A 19,301-nucleotide genomic window follows, 5' to 3' on the forward strand; every position below is an offset into this window, starting at 1 on the left:
TACAGTGAACACCATGACACGTTTTCTACCGATCCTGCTGGGCAGTGACATCAACGTCTACGGCATGGCCCGCGCCTTCCACGAGGCGTACGGCATCACATCCCGGGCCTACGCCTACTTCCAACTGAGCCCCACGAAGTTCAGCAGGATCGTCGACGTCCATATCGTCCCCGACTTCAACAATTTCGTGACCTTCCGGGACACCATGCTGGCCGAAGGCAAGCGGCTCAAGCAGGAGGACCCGGACCGCGCGCTGCTGCTGATCCCCTGCGGCGACGTGTACGCGAACCTGCTCAGCCAGTGCGGCGACGACCTGAAACGCTACTACGTGTACAACACGCTCGACATCCAGCTGTCGCGCAAGCTGGCGTACAAGTCCACGTTCTACCGGATGTGCGAGCAGTACGGGCTGCCCCATCCCAAGACCAAGACGGTGACCGCCGAGCAGGTGAAGGCCGGCGAGTACCGCAACCTGCCGTTCGACTACCCGGTGGCCATGAAACCGGCCAACAGCGTGGAATGGCTGAACATCGACTTCGAGGGTCGTAAGAAGGCCTACATCCTGGACACGCCGGAGCAGTTGGAGACGATCATCCGACGCGCCTACGACGCCGGATACACCTCCGAGATGGTAATCCAGGACTTCATCCCCGGTGACGACTCGCATATGCGCGTGCTCAACGCCTACGTGGACAAGCACCACCGCGTGCGCATGATGTTCCTCGGCCATCCGCTGCTTGAGGACCCCTCCCCCGTGGCGGTGGGCAACTACGCGGCGATCATCCCCGACTACAACGAGGACGTGTTCCGCCGGATCAAGGCCTTCCTGGAGGCCATCGAGTACGAGGGCGTGGCGAACTTCGACATGAAGTACGACGAGCGCGACGGCGAGTACAAGCTCTTCGAGATCAACCTGCGACAGGGCCGCTCCAGCTATTTCGTGACGCTCAACGGCTTCAATCTGGCCCGCTACTTCGTCGAGGACCTGGTGGAGGACACGCCGTTCGACGGCGAGACGCTGTTCGGCCGCGGCTCCAAGCTGTGGCTGGAGATCCCCCGGTCGATCTTCGAGGACTACGTGGAGCCCGGCGAGGACAAGGACCGCGGCATGCGCATGCTGCGCGACGGCGACTGGGGCACCACGCTGGAGTACAAGAAGGACATGAACCCGCTGCGCTGGCTGATGGTGCGCCACATGTTCGCCCTCTACAAGAGGAGCTACGCCACGTGGTTCCGGAAGAAGGCCGACCTGAAATGAGGCGTCCGTTCTTCGCGGTGCTGGGCGGCATGGGCACGTTGGCCACCGAGAGCTTCATCCGGCTGGTCAACCGTGCCGTGCCGACCCACACGGATCAGGATTTCCTGGATTATGTGGTGTTCAACGACGCCTCGGTGCCCGACCGGACGGCGTTCATCCTCGGCAGGAGCGACGACGACCCGTTCCCCGTGCTGGCGGACGATGTGGCCAAGGCCACCGCGATGGGCGCCGCGTTCATCGTGCTGACCTGCAACACCGCGCATGTGTTCCATGAACGGCTGCAGGCGCTGACCGACGTGCCGATCCTGCACATGCCGCGCGGGGCCGTCGCCAAGCTCGCCGCGTCCTATCCGGGGGCGCGGTGCCGTCGCGTCGGTTTCCTCGGCACCGAGGGGTCGCGCGCTTCCGGCGTGTACCGGAGGGCCGTCGAGGAGGCGGGATACACCTTCGTGGAGCCCGACCAGAGGCTGCAGGACCGCATCACCTCGCTGATCTACGATGACGTGAAGGGCTCGGGCGACCTGAATCTCGCCCGGTACGAATCGGTGTTGCGGGATATGCTCGACCCGTCGGGCCCCTGCCACTGCGATGCGCTGATCCTCGGATGCACCGAGCTCAGCGTGCTCAACGAGGCGTTCCCAATGCCGCAGCTGCCCATCATCGACGCCCAGGCCGTCCTGGTGCAAGACACCGCGGCCCGCGCGCTCGCCCTGCGCTAACCCGCCCGCTTGAGCTTCTGGCTGACCACGGCGGTCACGCCGTCGGCACGCATCGTGACGCCGTACAGCGCGTCGGCGATCGACATCGTACGCTGCTGATGGGTGATGACGATGAGCTGGGCGTGCGAACGCAGCTGCTCGAACGCGTTGAGCAGCCGGGTCAGGTTCACGTCATCCAACGCGGCCTCCACCTCGTCCATCACGTAGAACGGGCTCGGACGCGCGGTGAAGATGGCGAACAGCAGAGCCAACGCGGTCAGCGACCGTTCGCCTCCGGACAGCAGGCTCAGCTGCTTGACGCGTTTGCCGGCCGGACTGGCCTCCACCAGCACGCCGGTGGTCAGCAGATCGTCCGGGTTCTCCAACCGCAGCCGGCCGGTACCGCCCGGGAACAGCGTGGCGAACACCTGCTCGAACGCGGCCGCCGTGTCCTCGAACGCGCTGCGGAACACCTCGACCATCGTCCTGTCCAGGTCGCGGATCAGCGTCATCAGGTCGTCGCGGCTGTTCACCACGTCGTTGCGCTGGTCGTTCAGGTACCGGTTGCGGGCCTCCAACGCCTCGTACTCCTCGGCCGCCAGCGGGTTGACCTTACCGAGCGCCGCCAGGTCCCGCTTCGCCTTCTCCAGCCGTTTGACCTGTTCGGCGCGCACATACGGCACCGTGCGGTACGCCACGGGTGCGGCGGCGTCTCCGTCCGCCGGGCCGTCGGCCCCGGCATCGCCGGACCCATCCGACCGTGCGGCGTCATCGCCGTCATCCAACGGCACCGGTCGCCCGTCGTCATCGAGCACGGGAACCGGCTGGTCGGGGCCGTACTGCGCCACCAGTTCGTCCAACCCCATACCGACGGCATCGGCCACCTTCTGCATCAGCTGCCCGTATGCGGCGGCCAACCGTTCACGGTCCACATCCAGCTCGTGCTCGCGCCGCTGCAATCCGGCCACGCGCGGCTCGATCTCGTTGCGTTGGGCGCGCAGCGTCTTGAGCTCCTCGTCGTGGCTGGATACGGCGGCCTGCAGCTCCTCGCGGCGTGCGACCACGTTCCGGATGCTCGCCGCCACCAGTCCGGCCACCGCGTCCGCATCGGCGGCGATGCGTTCGATATGCGCCATCTGCTTGCGACGGCGTTCGTTCAACGTCTCCAGGCGTGTCCGGCGTTCGGCCGCCTCCCGCGCGTTGTCGTGCAGCAGCCCCGCCTGCCGGGTCAGGGATTCGGCCTTACGGTTCGCCTCCGTCCACGCGATCCTGGCCGAAACCTCCTGCTCGCGCGCCGCGTTCAGGCTCTGTTCCAGTTCCCGTTCGCGGTCGGTCAGATCGTCGAAGTCGGCGTGCTCGCCGGTGGCTGTCTGCGCGGAGGCCAGGGCCCGGTTCAGATCATCCAGTTTGAGCCGATGCGACTGCGCATCCTCCCGGGTTTTGGCGATGCGCTCATCCATCGCCGTCACCTGCCGGTTCAGGCTGGCGACACGGTCGACGGCGCCGCGCAGCGCTTTCTCGGCCTGCTGAATCCGCAATCGCAGCTCGGTCCGCCGCTGCGCCGCGGCGTCGACGGCGAGCCGTGCCCGGTCCCGCGCGTCGCGCGCCTGCGCCACCTGCGCGTTGAGATCCGCCAGTTCCACCTTGAGTTCGGCGACCTCATGCAGCGCCTTATCCCTGCGGGAGGCCAGCGACAGGTCGCTCTGCGAGAGCGATGAGCCGCCGATCGCCGCCACGCCGGCGACCACCGCCTCACCGTCGCGCGTCACCGCGCGGGTGAATCCGGTCGCGCCGGAGGTCGCCCGCTGCGCCTGCGCCACATCGTCCACGGCGGCGACATCGGACAGCAGCACCCGTACCGTGTCGGCCACGTCACTGGCCTGTGCCGGATCCGCGGCATCGGGGTTGGGCTCCACCAAAGAAGCCAACGGCGTGACGGATCGGCCGACATCCGCCGTTCGCGCGACCGTGGGACGTCCCGCCGCCACGTGGGACGCCTCTGACGCCGAATCGGGCGCGGCGGTCAGGATCACGGCCTTGCCGAGCTTGTCGGCCTTCGCCTTCTTTAGCGCGTGCAGCATCTGCTCCCGGCCCGGCACCACCATGGCACCGGCGAACTGCTCCAATGCGCGGGCGACGCCTTCCTCCCAGCCTTCGGCGACGCGGATGAAATCGGTCAGCCGACCCATCGTCTCCAGGGAGGCGTCCCGTTCCAGGCTTCCGGAGGCATTGCGGCTATCCAGCGTGTCCTTGAGCGCGTCGGCCTTGGCCTGCAGCGAGATGATCCGTCCATCCACCTCGCGCCGCCGCGCCTCGACGGCGTTGAGCTCGTCCTGCAACCGGGACACGGTCTCGCGTGCGGCGTCCAGCGCCGCGCCGCCGTCATCGTCCACGGCCTGCGACTCCTGCTCCAACGACTGCCGTTGGCGTTCGGCCTCGTCGTACTGCCGCACCAGCGTCTCGCGCTGGCCGCCAAAATCACGGATTCTGGTTTCGGCCAGTTGCACCGCCGATTCCTCGCGGGCCACCAGCTCACGCAGATTGGCGATCTGCGTCTCACGCTGCTGCGCGGTGCGGCGCAGCTCGTTCAGCGTCTGCCGGACCGAGGCCAGCCGTTTCTCGCCGTCCGCACGCTGTTCCGTGGCCTTGTCGAAGGCCAGTCGCATATCCGAGACCGTGCGCTGCTGATCCTGCGCCTGGGCGTCCAGTTCCGCGGCGCGTTGCTCCAGGATGCCCGGGTCCTCGCCGAAGTTCGTGACGATCTGCCCGGCCAGCGACCGGCTGCGCTCCCCCGCCAGCTGGGCGAGCGCGTGCAGTCGCTCCTCGATGCGCGACAACTCGTGGAAGGTCTGGTTGATGCGGGCCATGGCCGGACTGGATTGGGAGCTCAGCGCCTCCACCTGTTCGATGCGGACCTTGATCTGGGCCAGGTCGTGCTGTGCGGCGTTCAGCTGCGTACGCACCGCGGTCAGTTCCGTACGCAGCGCTTCCCGACGTTTCATCGACTCGCAGGCATCCTCGGCGTACAGTCGCGCCTGAGCGTCACGCAGGCTGATCTGGATGCTGTCGGCCCGTCGGGAGATACGCGCCTGTCTGCCGAGCGGTCCGAGCTGACGGCGGATCTCGCCGAGCAGGTCGTCCAACCGGGACAGGTTGGTTTCGGTGTTCGCCAGCTTGCGCAGCGCACGCTCCTTGCGTTTGCGGTGTTTGAGGATGCCGGCCGCCTCCTCGATGAAGGCGCGGTGGCCGCTCGGATCGGCCTTGAGGATGGCGTCGAGACGCCCCTGGCCCACGATGACGTGCATCTGCTGGCCCAGCCCCGTATCGCTCAACAGCTCCTGGATGTCCAGCAGGCGGCATGGCGAGCCGTTGATGGCGTATTCGGAGCCGCCGTTGCGCCAGATCGTGCGTGAGATCGTGACCTCGGTGTAGTCGATGTCCAGCGTGCGATCGGTGTTGTCGATGGTCAGGCTCACCTGGGCGCGGCCCAACGGCGGACGGCTCGACGTGCCCGCGAAGATCACGTCCTCCATCGAGCTGCCGCGCAGGTTCTTGGCGCCCTGCTCGCCCATGACCCACGTCAGCGCGTCCACGATGTTCGACTTGCCCGACCCGTTCGGACCGACCACGGCGGTGATGCCGGGCTCGAACCGCAGGGTCGTGGCCGAGGCGAACGACTTGAAGCCGCGCAGCGTGAGTTCCTTCAGATACATGTCAGCGGCCCTCTCCTGGCCCTGACGGCCTGCGCCGGCGCATCATGACTCATCCTTGGCGCCGCCGGACACCTTGTCCACAATCGCCTGCGCGTCCTGTTCCAGTTCGGCCTGCGCCTTGGCCACGTCGAAGATGCCGAAATCGGAGTCGGCGAAGTCCGGATTCGCGTCGGTGGCGAAATCCTCGTCGGCGTCGAGGGCCGGACCGGCGGTCTCGTCCCCGTCGTCCTCGTCGTCCCCGGACTCGGTCGCGACGGCGCCTTCGGGCGTAAGGTCGGCGGGGTTCACGCGCTCGGCCTTCGGCCTGGCCAGATCGCCCAGCGCATGCTCCTTGAGCATCGTGCGGGCGTCGCCGGCGGTCACGAAACTGCCGCAGATCAGCACGCCATGCCCATAGCCGACGCCCAGCTCGTCCTCGGCGTCCACCATGTTCACGGCGGTCTGGATGGCGTCGGGCAGATCCGGTTCGCAGGTCACCCGGTCGCGGCCGAACACGCGCACGGCCACCTGTTCCAGATCCTTGGCCGACATGACGCGTTCGCGCCACGAGTTCTCGGTCACCACCACATGGCTGAGCAGCGGTTCGAGCACACCCAGGTACTCCTCCACCTGCTTGTCGCCCATCATGGCGATGACGCCGACCAGCTGCGTGAAGTCGTAGTTCTCCTCGATGGCGGCACGCAGCGCCTCGGCGGCATTCACGTTATGTCCGCCGTCGATGATGATCGTCGGCGAGGTGCGCACCTGCTCGATGCGGCCCGGCACCTTCACGCCGCCCAACGCCTCGGACACGATATCCGCGTTCAGCTGTCCGGAAACCGGGATCACCGCCTCGGCGGCGGCGAGCGCGGCCAGCGCGTTGTGCGCCTGATGCTCACCGAACTTGGCGACCGGGATCTCCGCGTACTCCCCCAACGGGGTGCGCAGCGTGACCAGTTGTCCGCCGACGGCCGGGGCGCGCGAGACGACCTCCATCTCGTACCCGTCGCGCAGCATCCTGGCGTGGTTGCGTTCGGCCGCCTCCTCCAGGATCGGCATCACGGCCTGCTCGTGCGGCTGCGGTCCGATCACGGCGGTGCAGCCGGGCTTGATGATGCCGGCCTTCTCGGCGGCGATCTGCTCGACCGTATCGCCCAGCCACTGCATGTGGTCCATATCCACCGGTCCGATGACGGCCGCGTCGGCGTTCAGCACGTTGGTGGCGTCCCAGGCACCCCCCATGCCCACCTCCACGACGGCCACGTCCACCGGCGCGTCGGCGAACTTCCAGATCGCCATGGCGGTCAGCACCTCGAAGAAGCTCATCCTCGGCTTGCCGGCCTGTTCCATCTTCATGTCCACCAGATCGACCAGATCCTTGATCTGATCCCAGGTGTCCACGAAGTCGTCGTCGCTCAGCGACTGGCCGTCGATGGCGATGCGTTCGTTGATGCGTTCCAGATGCGGCGAGGTGTACAGGCCGGTGCGCATGCCGTAGGCGCGGCAGATGGCCTCCGCCATGCGGGCCGTGGAGCCCTTGCCGTTGGTGCCGGTGACGTGGATGACGCGGAACGACTCCTCCGGATGACCCAGCACGTCGAGCATCAGGTTCATCCGGTCCAAATCCAGGTTGGTGGTGTTGTGTTCCGGCGGCCGGCGCATGATCTCGCGCTCGACCTCGTGGATGGATGCGTTGCTCCGGTTCGGATGCTCGAATGACATGCCGTGTTCCCTCGTGTTCCTCTTGACGATGCAAACTCCACTCATTCTAGGCGAACGGGGCAACCGGGGACAGCGGCCCCACTGTCCACTTTACGTTGCAATCCAGCAACAGCGCAAAAGTCGCCTCACGTCAACCGCCAAACGCCGAATCAAACAGTTCAGAGTTCGCGATGCAAACACTCACATCCTCCTAGGAAGAACACTTCACGAACTTGGCAGCAGCGTAAGTATTCGGACTACTTAATCGAGAGCAATATTCCGGGGCACGATGGTTCTGAAGCGAATAAACTAACAGTAAAACTGTGGGGCAAAGGCGTGGTCGAGAAAGAGACGGTGACAGCAGGCAGCAATGCAACGAAATATTATATTCGGCATACCGGGCAACTGATGTATGGGAAGCTAGATTTCCTTCATGCGGCTTTTGGATTAGTGCCACCCGAACTTGACGGGTACGAGTCCACAGCGGATTCGCCAGCCTTTGACATTTTACCATCTGCTGATCCGAATTTCATTTTAATGACATGCCTCAGCAAACATACTTATTTATATCAAGGTAATCTTGCGGACGGTTCAAGAAAAGCAAAGCGAGTTCATGTTCCTACGTTTTTGGATATGTCCCTTAATATCCCAAATATTGAAGAACAATATCGCATTGTTTTGTTTCTCCATACAATTGACAAGCTTATCGCTGCCGCCAAGAAAAAGGCCGACCTGCTCAAACTCAAGAAACGCTACTATTTGCAGGCCATCTTCAGCCAGCAACTCCGCTTCAAAGGATTCACAGAACCCTGGCAGCAGCGTAAGTTAGGGGATTTACTCAAATTTGAGCGGCCAGATCGTTATATCGAGCCCGATGGAGACTATTTATCCGAGGGAACCACACCGGTGCTTACTGCGAACAAAGGATTCGTGTTGGGGTATACCAATAACTCCGAAGGGATATATGACAAAGGAGCATGCATTATATTCGACGATTTCACTCTCGATCGCAAATTAGTGCGGCGTCCGTTCAAAGTACGGTCTTCAGCGATCAAGATTTTGACCGCGAATCCGTCCATGGATTTGTATTTCATATTTGAGCTACTCGAATTCCAGAAATTCCCCTCTCTTGGTCATGCGCGTCATTATATATCCGTGGTTGAACCATGGCGCGCACCCGTTCCGGATTGCTCCGAACAGACCCACATCGGTGAGATGTTCCGTATGATGGACGATCTTATTGTTGCCGTGACGCGAAAGATCGAGTTGCTTGAGCGGCGAAAGACCGCTTACCTGCAACGTTTGTTCGTATGAGGTTTAGCCTGTTTCCACTGTCGCCGTGTGGGTGACGGTGGAAAGGTAATCATGCATAAGAACCAGTATCTGCCGACGTACTTCCATAACTGGATGGAGATGTACAAGAAAGGAGCGGTGACTGATATCACCTTCCGTAAATACGAGCTGACATACCAGCATCTGTTGAAGCTTGCGCCCAGATTGTCTCTGGGCAGCATCACGCGAATCGAATATCAGCAGCTACTCAATGTCTTCGCGGAAGACCATGAGCGCCAGACAGTCATGGATTTCCACCATCAGGTCAAGGCTGCTCTGCTTGATGCGGTGGAGGAAGGCGTCATCCCACGGGATCCCACGCGCAAGGTCGTGATCAAGGGAACCGTGTCTCGAAAGCATAAACCCAAATTCCTCAACCAGCACGAACTGCAGAAGTTTCTAGACCAACTGGAACTACGTGGAGTTCCCAACGTCGATTATTTGCTGTTGCTAATTGCAAAGACTGGACTGCGTTTCGCGGAAGCCCTTGCCGTCACACCGCAGGACGTCGACTTCCATAGGCAAATGCTCAATGTCAGTAAGACCTGGAGCTACAAGGATTCCTTCGGACGTTTCGCCAAGACAAAGAACAAATCTTCCAACAGGAAGATTCGGATCGATTGGATGCTGTGCATGCAACTCAAACAGCTATCCGAAGGGCGTCCCGAAGACAAACCGCTGTTCATACACGAGGGGAAACGTATCTACAACTCCACGGTCAACGACCGGCTCGCCCGACTCTGTGCACAGGCCGACGTTCCTGTAATCTCCGTCCACGGATTGAGACACACACATGCCTCGCTGCTGCTTTACGCGGGAGTTTCCGTTGCATCGGTGGCACGACGCCTCGGTCATGCCAACATGAGCACCACGCAAAGCACCTACCTGCACATCATCAAAGAACTGGAAAACCAAGACAATGACCGTGTGATGCAATTCCTCAGCACATTACAGTAATTAGGCAATTGCTTTACACAAATAGTTGTTGGAGATAATATGACTTTATCTTCTGCAAATCTTCAGCTTTCTTCTTGACAAGAGCAGTTAGCTCATCATTTAGAACGAGGAATTCGCTTATCCGCTCCTGTTCGGCCAATGAAGGTATTGTTACTCGAATTTCCGAAAGGAGCGGATACTTCAGATTCCACGTATCGGAAGTTAACCCTTGCGAATAACGTTGGAACAAATGAAGCATCCTTACCAGCTTGAACATCTGAGCGAAGAAGGAGGACGAAACTTCTGAACTCGGGATAAGTACGGTATATGCCGGACTCAGGATTCCGGAATAGGGAGATACACCACTTGCCCCTTGCCACATCCGCATTGTGTTATATGCGATGTCACCTGTCTTCACTTGCTTGTAATTCGATTTATCCTCGCTGGAATTATCTTTACGTTCAAGCGAAGAAGCTGGTACGACTCCATTGGTAATGGTGACGGATATAAGTTCACCTTGGTTACTTCGTTCAGACCTTTCCTTGAATAGTTCTCCCAACTTACGCTGCTGCCATGGCTCTGTGAATCCTTTGAAGCGGAGTTGCTGGCTGAAGATGGCCTGCAAATAGTAGCGTTTCTTGAGTTTGAGCAGGTCGGCCTTTTTCTTGGCGGCAGCGATAAAATCATCCAACACGCGAAAGAACTCTCCAATGCGAATTTGTTCGCTTAATGAAGGGAAAGTTGAAATCAGCTCCATAACCTTCTTTTTTGAGATATTGAATCGAGATATTCCTTGTGCAAGAAGCTGAATTTTGGATCTGAATTGCGGAGAACGTAATGAATAGGCCATGAAGATTGAATTATGATTGGCGGTCATTCGATAACCGAAGCAGAAGCTGTTAAGGTACAAGTTGTCTTGTGCGCCAAGCCATAAAGAAGTCATTCCGACGTCTTCGGGAGTTTCTGAACTTGCAGTAAAAAATATATCACCTGTAATAACTTTATGTTGTTTGTCATCTATTTCAACGGCCTCAATCCCATAGCAATCTGCTATTGGATTTGAAAATACATTAAGATAGGTGACGAAATATGCACTTCCATGTCCAAAATCCGATTTATTTTTCCCAGACAAGCCCGAATACGTAAAACCAAGCTCTCCCAACTTACGCTGCTGCCAAGGGTCAGCAAAGCCTTTGAAACGGAGTTTCGGCTGCAATATCTTCCCTTGCGGGAGCTTTCGCTGCATTTCAGCGTTCAGCATGCCATCGTCGTTCATATCGTCGCTCTTTGTAGATTGGTTGCTCATCGATGCTCCGTGGTATTCTCTGTAGTAGATAACTCGTGAAGGATTACAGCTGGGTCCCAGAATGGGGTAGGCGTTTGCCGAGCATTCCTATGCTCCTGGGGTTATCTGCCTCTTAAGGCTCCCGATGATTTCATCGGGAGCCTTTACGATTTCTCCGACGATGAAATCAATCATATGCTGCGAATAGGTCCATCGCGGTGCCTCGTCGCCGATTACATACTTGTATGCATAACGTTCATCGCTTTTCAAATCATAGAACCTGATGAACAGCTGAAGCGTATAGCTGTTGAATTCGGTATGTTCCCTTCCTCCCGATACATAGTGCATGACAGTTCCGGAAGCCGCCAATCTAGTATTCACTGCGTCGATGACGTTATGGTACGTATAACGATGTGTATCGGCAGGATTTTTGATGTCTTTCACTATTGCAACGGGGTTCGCGGATTCTTTTTCCACGCGCACAGTGAAATCGGCATCTTTCTTGCTTCGGACAATGTATAGGTTCTGCCGTACCGGTATGGTGAATCTATCGGATGCTGTCTGTTCCTGATCAACATTGATGGCATTGGCTTGCCTGATGAATCGCTCAGCAATCTCAGCGGGATACTTCAGTCGAATCTGCTCATTGGTTAACGGCTCAGCCGTAGCCGACAACATAAGGAAATTCTGCTGTATGTAATCGGAAATCTCCCGTTTATGAAAACGATTTAATTCTCCAGCGAAATTCAATACGCACGCTTGGAACAGCGGCGCATATGCCGCTTCATAATCTTCAGTAATGAAATGTGTACTGGTATTGCGCAGTTCGATGATTCGTTCCAGATTGAGGCGCAGAGGCTGTCGTTTATCCGTATAAATACGGCGAATCACCTCATTTACCGACAACGTGCGTTCGGGGTTATCGCGATAATAAATCGGCTCACCACGTTGTATCAGTTCTGCTTTCAACATCAGTTCCCATGCGTTGATAATGAAGAACGAGAATCCTTCAACGCGGTATCTGATTGTGGGTTTGTTATAAATTTCCAAACCCACGAGAAATGCCTCGATACTTTTATCGACAAGTTTGCCTATGATCTCTTGTTCACTAAGCACAGGCATCCCCTTCCGTTGGCACCAAATCAGCCACCATGGCGTCGAATTGCGCTTGTAGCCGCGCAATTTCCGCATCGACTTCGGCAAGCTGACGATTCACTTCATCAATATCGATGGGCTCCTCTTCCTCGAAGGTGTCGACGTACCGCGGAATGTTGAGGTTGTATTCGTTCTCCTTGATCTCGTCTGGCGAAGCGACATGCGCGTACTTGTCAACGTCCTTGCGATTGATATAGGTTTCGAAGATCAGGTCGATGTCCTCATCGCGTAGATGATTCTGATTCTTGCCCTTTTCGAAGTGTTGCGAAGCATCGATAAACAGTATGTCTCGGATTTTCCTGTCTTTCCGGAAAACCAGCACGACGGTCGGGATCGATGTGGAATAGAACAGATTGGCGGGCAATCCGATCACGGCATCGAGATAGTTCTTCTCGATCAACGCTTTACGAATGACCCCTTCAGCCGCGCCACGGAACAGGACTCCATGCGGCAGGACAATCGCCATACGACCGGAATCCTTGAGATGGTAGACACAGTGCTCCACAAACGCGAAATCAGCTTTCGACTTTGGCGCAAGCTTACCAAAGTCCTTAAAACGCGGGTCCTTCAGCTTGGTCTCGGTGTTGTCCCAATGCTGAGAATACGGAGGATTAGCGACTACGGCATCGAATGCCCGGGGATGATCAATACCATTCTCATCGACGCCATCCGGCCAATCCTGTTCCAATGTATCCGCATTGCGCAGCTTCATGTACTTGTAGTCAACGCCGTGCATCATGAGATTCATTCGTGCCAAGTTGTAGGTCGTACGATTCAGTTCCTGGCCATGGAATCGGACCCGCCCCTCACGCTCAGAACCCGGCAGTTCCTTCTGTACGGTCAACAACAACGAACCCGAGCCGCAGGTCGGGTCATACACGCTGAAATCCTTGTTCGTATCAAGAATGACATCCGCACCTTCGGAGGTTGGATCCGCGTAGGTCACCAATTTGGCCAGTACACGGGACACTTCGTGCGGCGTATAGAATTCACCAGCCTTCTTACCGGAATTGCTGGCGAACTGCGCAATAAGGTACTCGTAGACATCGCCGAGAATATCGTGGCCGGATTCATCCTTGAAGTCGATGGAGTCCACCTTCTCCGCCAAGTTGGACAGACTCTTGGCACGAGCCGCCGTGGAGTTGCCCAGCGAGGAATCAGCGAGATTGATGTCGGAGAACACCTCTCGGAAATCTTTCTCTGCAGTGGCGTTCAACTCGGCGTTCTGCCGGAACGAATCGAACATCGCCTGAAAATAGTCGGGGCGAAGAGACTGGTCACGAATCCTGGCTATCAAAGACGCCCATGTGTATTCCGGATCAATGACGTATCCAAGGCTTTGAGAGATGTCCTCGCGCCAAGCCTCAATACCATCCGATTGTGTCTGACGAGCATATGCGTCATTAAGCGTCTCACCCTCATAGGTCTCGATGACATTCTGGTTCCTCAAATCCTCCAGATACATCTCCTGTCGTTCGGACAAATAACGATAGAAAATGAATCCGAGGATGTAATCGCGAAACTCGTCAGCGGACATCTTGCCGCGCAGATCGTTCGCCATCGCCCACAACTGAGATGTGAGCTGCCTTGCCGTATTCTGTTCTGCCATGGGATAATTCTTTCTCAGTAATGGGATACTACATAATCGGCAAACTCATACAAAGCCTGCCGAAGGGAATTACGGTACTTAATCGGGCTTAGTCTGCGAATCTCCTCATCCTGCGCATCCTGCTGATAGAGACGTTCCGCAACGGCATCCGCCAATAACTGAGACAATTCTCCGCCATCCGCAAGATCCTCCTTATGCAGGATATGCCGGTCCAGCATCCTGTCGATCAGCAGCTTGGCCGTTGCCACATCAACCAACCCCCATTTTTCGCGGAACCGCAATGAGGCCTGCCGACGGTCCCGTGCCGTATGGCCTCGGACAATCTCCGAGACCGATTCCGGGACCACTGGATACGTGACGCCTTCAAGCTCTCCGACTTCCATTGCCTCATCAGCCGTAGCCACCATCTGATCAGCCAAACGGCGATCCTCAAGTTGATCAGTCGCACGTTTGAAGTTGTCATACGTTGCCCGAACAGTTGCAGCACCCTCCTTAACCTCGTTCAGCAATTTAGCCAACAGCTCGTTGATGTAATCGTAATTAATGCGAATCTCGGCGATATGCTCCACGCCGAAATCCAGCATCGATACATCAATCAGGCTTTTCCGCTCTTCGGCAAGCTTTTTCAGTTCGCTACGCGCCGGACCATTCAACCATTTTTCCTGGTCATCGGACAGCTTGAGTTCTTTCAATAACTGTTCCGGCTGATCGTAATCGAATTCGGTATATTGTTTAAGCTGTGAGACCCCGCTATTGAACCGACTGATCAGATTGGCCATTTCCTGCTGTTCGTTTTCACTCGCCGGCAGTACGGTAAACCCATCCGATAGTTCGCGCAGATTCTCGACAATCTGTTTGGTGTTCTCCTTCACCTCGCTGAATGGTTTGGCAAGGATGCCACTATCCTGCAGGTCCTTGAACGAATCCTGCACCATCGCCGAATCCCGATTCGCGTAAATGCTCAGTGCCTCATCCATCAATCTCTTCGAGGTTTCCGGCCAGCGGTAGTTGACAATATGGCCCCACGGCTTAGCATGCATGTCCTGAATGCGATTCGTACGTGAATATGCCTGAATCAAATTGGCTCCGGCCAGCGTGCGATCCACGTACAACGTATTCACGTTGGGCGCATCATATCCGGTAAGCAACTGATCGATCACAATGACGATATCCAGTTTCTCGCCTTCGGCCTCGCCACGCAGACGGTCCATGACATCGTTGAAATACTCCCCTACGGTCCGATCGTCAAACGATGTGCCAAATGCCGTGTTGTACGCCATCATGGCAGCCCGCAATCCACGGTTCTTATCCAATTGATACTCGGAATTATCCGTACCATAGGAAAACGTCAAGGCGATATTGAGAGGACGCTTCCCCTCTCCAATCAATTGTTCGTTTCGCCTCTGAAACTCCTCGAAATACTGTATCGCCATTGGTGCAGACGATTTCCCGCCACCGACATGTGTGGTCAGAATCGCGCTATACCGCCCCTCCTTCGATCGGTTGCGCCAATGAACGACAATGTCATCCACAACCTGCTCAACATGTTTCTGGTTATTGTCATATACGCCGGAATCGATATATTTGTCCACTTCCTCGGGACTCATGCGCGCCACTTTGCGGCTGATGTCCTTATCGGACCAGTGTGGATACCGTTGCCTCAACAAATCAGGCAGCAATTGACCAGTGATTTCCGTATTGGGAATCGTATTCTCAAAATCTACGTTGAATCCCAATACGTTCCTGTCAGCTATCGCCTCACGAATGGTATATGCATGAATCAGATCGCCGAATGCGGCATGCGTCATATCACCCTCAAACGCCGGAGTACCCGTGTACCCAACCCATGCCGACCGCGGGAAAGCCTTTTTGATACGCTTGAGCATCTCTCCGTTCGTGGAACGATGTGCCTCATCCACGACGAACACGAAATTCATATCCGGTGCTTTGAATGAGTCACGCTTGCACAAGCGATCCAACTTCTGAATGGATGTCACCACAATCGAGTTGTTCCGGCTGCGACTACGCAGTTTAGCTCGCAATACACCGGTGTTCGCGGTCTCCGAAACCACACCGGCATTGTCCTCATCGGCATCGGGATCATAGGCGGAATACTTCTCGAACGTCTGTCTCGTCAAAGCCACACGATCGACCACGAACACCACTTTGTCCACATTGGGCAAGCGGGAGGCCAACCATGCTGTCTTAAAACTGCTGATCGTCTTTCCCGATCCGGTGGTATGCCAGATATACCCGGATTCCTGCGCATCCGTACCAAATACGTGAGTACGCAACCGTTCGATTACACGACGAGTGGCATATACCTGATACGGGCGCATGACGATAAGATTCTTATGCTTCGGGTCTCCATCCAAAATCATGTAGCTCGTTGACATCTGATGAGCCATCGGAATCGACAACATCAGATCCGCAAATTCACGCCAATCCCAAACCGGTTTGCTGTCCTCCTCCCGTTGCCAGTGAAATGCAAACGCCGGATTGAACGAATCAGCATCCGTATTTGCCATGTACAACGCCTGATACGGAGTCATACCGACCAGGATCTGCACTGTCGAATAAATGTCATGAAACAATCCCTCATCAATATACTGGCGGATCTGATTCAGTCCCTCCATAGCGTCGTGCTTGTCATACTTCTCCTCGATATGGATGATTGGCAGACCGTTGATCAGCAATGTCGTATCGAATCGGCGATTTTTACGTCCCGCCATAACATGCGGTCTCTCGATTTGATTGACGATCTGATACACCGTGTTTCCAGCGCCAACCTGAGCCTGATCGAACACGGTCAGAAATATATGGTTCCCGCCAGTACCATCCTCTGCCTCGTCCCGATCAACCTCGATCTGAGTCACACCGTTCAGACCATACAGCCAACAGCCCGCTTCATAAGGAGAGCGTAGGCCACAGATCACAGCTTTGACCTGGGCAAACTCGGTGTCCGTCAGAGGTCGCCCACCAAGTTTATCCGCGTTGTTCCGTTCGAGAATTGCCCGGAAATTAGCCCATAACGCTGGAATCGTCTTAATGGAAGGCTCATACTTCCATTGCTTTGACCCACCAATCCTCTCCAGATGATGGATCAGTTCATTCTCAAAATCCAGCTCACCAGCCATATATGCCAACCATCCCTTCACCACAGCGTAAGGCTGTAATCATTGTACGCATACAAGAAGGCCGCAGAACCGTTGGCATATAAATTCTCAATCGCATGTCGGAGATAACTCAAACAGTGCGTCAAACACTCTCGATAATTCCGACGTCGGCCGCAAAGAATTGAACGAGACGGAAACATGATGCTGAACTGAGTCGAGGATGCCACGGCATGCATACGCAAAGACCTCCGAACGGACTACGATGGGATGCGGTATATCCGCATACGCATCATCAACGAGGAGTCTCACCTATGAGCGAAGTCGTGACCGACAAGGACAAGGAGTACGAGGCGCGTGAGGCGGCGGCCGCGCCGGGAGACGCGCAGCCGAACGCCGACCGTGTGAACAACCGCACGCTGCGGCCGACCGGCGAGACGTTCAGGCATTTCATGACCACGGGCTGGGATGATCAGGAGCCCGAGATCGAGCCGCTGGAGTCCAGCAGGTACATCCAGGCCCGCATCGACGCGCTGGGCGCGCAGTTCCCGGGCGAACGCATCGTGATTCCGGCCGGCACACCGAAGGTGCGTTCCAACGACTGTGATTACGCCTTCCGTCCGGACACCACCTTCGCCTATTACACCGGCCTGGGCCAGGATTACGAGGCGGGCGCCGTGCTGGTGCTCAACCCGGTGGACCCGGATTCCGAGGAGGCCAAGGCCGGCAGGACGCATACGGCCGAGCTGTTCGTGGCGCCGCGCGCCGACAACAGCACCGAGGAGTACTACACCTCCGCCCAGTACGGCGAGTACTGGGTCGGCCCGCGCGCCGGTCTGAAGGAGCTGGCCGCGATGACCGGTCTGGAGACCCATGACATCGCCCAGCTGGCCGATGCGATCGGCAAGGACGTCGGCGCCGAGGCCGGCGCGGTGCGCGTGCGCGTGATCCGCGAGACCGATGCCGCGATCACCGAGCTGGTCGAGGGCGTGCGAGAGGCGAACGGCTTCGCCGATCCGGATTCCAACACCGCCGCCGACGACAAGCTGCACGAGGTGGCCGCCGAGGCGCGCATGATCAAGGACGCCTACGAGATCGGCGAGATGCGCAAGGCCGTGGCCGCCACGAAGAAGGGCTTCGACCGGATCCTCAAGACCCTGCCGCATGTGATCGACAAGGAGCGTTCCGAGCGCATGCTTGAGGGCGCGTTCAACTCGGTTTCGCGCGAGGAGGGCAACGAGGTCGGCTATGACACGATCATCGCCTCCGGCCCGCACGCCCCGATCCTGCATTGGATGCGCAACACCGGTGTGGTGCGCAACGGCGACCTGCTGCTCATCGATGCGGGCGTGGAGACCGACAGCCTGTACACGGCCGACATCACCCGCACCTTCCCGGTCAACGGCCACTTCACCGAGTTGCAGCGCGACATCTACGAGACCGTGCTGCGCGCGCAGGCCGCGGGCTTCGAGGCCGCGCAAGTGGGCGCCACCTATTCGGACATCCACCACGCCTGCATGCGCGTGCTGGCCGAGCGTCTGCACGACTGGGGCATCCTGCCGGTGAGCGTGGAGGAGTCGCTCTCCCCCGAGGGCCAGCAGCACCGCCGCTGGCACGCCTGCGGCTGCGCGCATCACCTGGGTCTGGACGTGCATGACTGCGCGCAGGCCCGCTATGAGTCGTACCAGGGCGCCGAGATCCGCCCGGGCATGATCTTCACAATCGAGCCGGGACTGTACTTCAAGGAGAACGACCTGCTGGTGCCGCCGGAGTTCCGCGGCATCGGCGTGCGCATCGAGGATGACGTGCTGATGACCGAGCACGGCCCCGAGTGGATCTCCGTGGACATTCCGAAGACCGTGGAGGATGTGGAGGCCTGGATGGCCGCCATGGCCGAGTAGGCTGGAATCATCCCTACCGATGGATCGTGTGCGGGTCTGCGCCGGCGGAGGTTGGCACAGACCCGCATGATTAAGGAGATGAACGATGGCGACTCCGGAATTCGTGCTGAAGCTGCGTGAGAAAATCGGCCATGACCTGCTGTGGATGATGGGCATCACCGCCTATGTGCACGATGCCGAGGGACATGTGCTGCTCGGGCAGCGTGCCGACAACGGCAAGTGGGCGCTGGTGTGCGGCATCGTGGAGCCTGGTGAGGAGCCCGCTGACACGGCCGTGCGCGAGATCAGGGAGGAGACCGGCATTGACGCGCTCGTCACCGACATGGTGGCGGTCAAGTCCTCGGATCGGGTGCTCACCTACGACAACGGCGACCGGACGATGTACATGGACCACCTGTTCCTGTGCGAGGTCGATCCGCAGGGCAACGCCGACCCGTTCGTCGGCGACGACGAGAGCCTGAAGGTCGGCTGGTTCGACCCGGACGACCTGCCCGAGCCGATTGCGGCGAGCACGGTGGAGCGCATCGGCTACGTGCACGAGTATCTGCGCAACAAGGCCGCAGGCGACAACCACGCGCTGTTCGCCTGCAACGGCAAGCTGCACTGATTCCGACCCGTCGT

The 19,301-nt window shown here is 58.0% G+C and carries 12 protein-coding genes; 6 read left to right on the plus strand and 6 right to left on the minus strand.

Going from position 1 to position 19,301, the window contains the following annotated elements; genetic code table 11:
* The first annotated feature begins 13 nt into the window (after positions 1-13).
* Complete coding sequence (locus BIGA_RS03360; protein ID WP_033507923.1) at positions 14-1,258, plus strand: carboxylate--amine ligase; 1,245 nt, start codon at positions 14-16, stop codon at positions 1,256-1,258.
* Positions 1,255-1,977 carry an aspartate/glutamate racemase family protein gene (locus BIGA_RS03365; RefSeq protein WP_033507924.1) on the plus strand — a complete coding sequence of 241 codons (723 nt, stop codon included), beginning with the start codon at positions 1,255-1,257 and terminating at the stop codon, positions 1,975-1,977. The genes BIGA_RS03360 and BIGA_RS03365 overlap by 4 nt, the downstream gene beginning before the upstream one ends.
* Here BIGA_RS03365 and smc read toward each other — a convergent pair.
* Positions 1,974-5,669 carry a chromosome segregation protein SMC gene (gene smc, locus BIGA_RS03370; protein ID WP_033507925.1) on the minus strand — a complete coding sequence of 1,232 codons (3,696 nt, stop codon included), beginning with the start codon at positions 5,667-5,669 and terminating at the stop codon, positions 1,974-1,976. The two genes, BIGA_RS03365 and smc, sit on opposite strands and share 4 nt — an antisense overlap.
* 42 nt (positions 5,670-5,711) lie before the next feature.
* Positions 5,712-7,370, minus strand: a complete 1,659-nt coding sequence (locus tag BIGA_RS03375) for a bifunctional folylpolyglutamate synthase/dihydrofolate synthase (RefSeq protein ID WP_051917053.1) — start codon at positions 7,368-7,370, stop codon at positions 5,712-5,714.
* Positions 7,371-7,685: 315 nt separating this feature from the next.
* Here BIGA_RS03375 and BIGA_RS03380 point away from each other — a divergent pair, with 315 nt between their 5' ends.
* Both BIGA_RS03380 and BIGA_RS03385 read left to right on the plus strand, forming a co-directional pair.
* Positions 7,686-8,663 (plus strand): restriction endonuclease subunit S domain-containing protein, encoded by a 978-nt coding sequence (locus BIGA_RS03380; protein WP_156098648.1) that lies wholly within the window; start codon positions 7,686-7,688, stop codon positions 8,661-8,663.
* A gap of 51 nt (positions 8,664-8,714) precedes the next feature.
* On the plus strand, positions 8,715-9,638 hold the full coding sequence (locus tag BIGA_RS03385; RefSeq protein WP_033507981.1) for a tyrosine-type recombinase/integrase: 924 nt from the start codon (positions 8,715-8,717) through the stop codon (positions 9,636-9,638).
* Between the two features lie 13 nt (positions 9,639-9,651).
* Here BIGA_RS03385 and BIGA_RS09190 read toward each other — a convergent pair whose 3' ends face one another.
* From BIGA_RS09190 to BIGA_RS03405, 4 genes are all read right to left on the minus strand, one after another.
* Positions 9,652-10,923, minus strand: coding sequence for a restriction endonuclease subunit S (locus tag BIGA_RS09190; RefSeq protein ID WP_081929395.1), 1,272 nt, complete (start codon positions 10,921-10,923; stop codon positions 9,652-9,654).
* Positions 10,924-11,010: 87 nt separating this feature from the next.
* The gene (locus BIGA_RS03395; protein ID WP_202805499.1) at positions 11,011-12,018 is read right to left on the minus strand and encodes a DUF3644 domain-containing protein; all 1,008 of its coding nucleotides are present in this window, start codon (positions 12,016-12,018) and stop codon (positions 11,011-11,013) included.
* Positions 12,011-13,666, minus strand: a complete 1,656-nt coding sequence (locus BIGA_RS03400) for a type I restriction-modification system subunit M (RefSeq protein WP_033507542.1) — start codon at positions 13,664-13,666, stop codon at positions 12,011-12,013. Before BIGA_RS03400 ends, BIGA_RS03395 begins: the two co-directional genes overlap by 8 nt.
* 14 nt (positions 13,667-13,680) lie before the next feature.
* Positions 13,681-16,803 carry a type I restriction endonuclease subunit R gene (locus BIGA_RS03405; protein WP_033507544.1) on the minus strand — a complete coding sequence of 1,041 codons (3,123 nt, stop codon included), beginning with the start codon at positions 16,801-16,803 and terminating at the stop codon, positions 13,681-13,683.
* Positions 16,804-17,093: 290 nt separating this feature from the next.
* Here BIGA_RS03405 and BIGA_RS03410 point away from each other — a divergent pair, with 290 nt between their 5' ends.
* Positions 17,094-18,680: an aminopeptidase P family protein gene (locus tag BIGA_RS03410; protein ID WP_033507546.1), complete on the plus strand. Its 1,587-nt coding sequence runs from the start codon at positions 17,094-17,096 to the stop codon at positions 18,678-18,680.
* Between the two features lie 85 nt (positions 18,681-18,765).
* On the plus strand, positions 18,766-19,287 hold the full coding sequence (locus BIGA_RS03415; RefSeq protein ID WP_033507548.1) for an NUDIX hydrolase: 522 nt from the start codon (positions 18,766-18,768) through the stop codon (positions 19,285-19,287).
* Positions 19,288-19,301: the final 14 nt, after the last annotated feature.

Origin of the sequence: Bifidobacterium pullorum subsp. gallinarum (genome assembly GCF_000741215.1) — a bacterium.
Classification (GTDB): domain Bacteria; phylum Actinomycetota; class Actinomycetes; order Actinomycetales; family Bifidobacteriaceae; genus Bifidobacterium; species Bifidobacterium pullorum_B.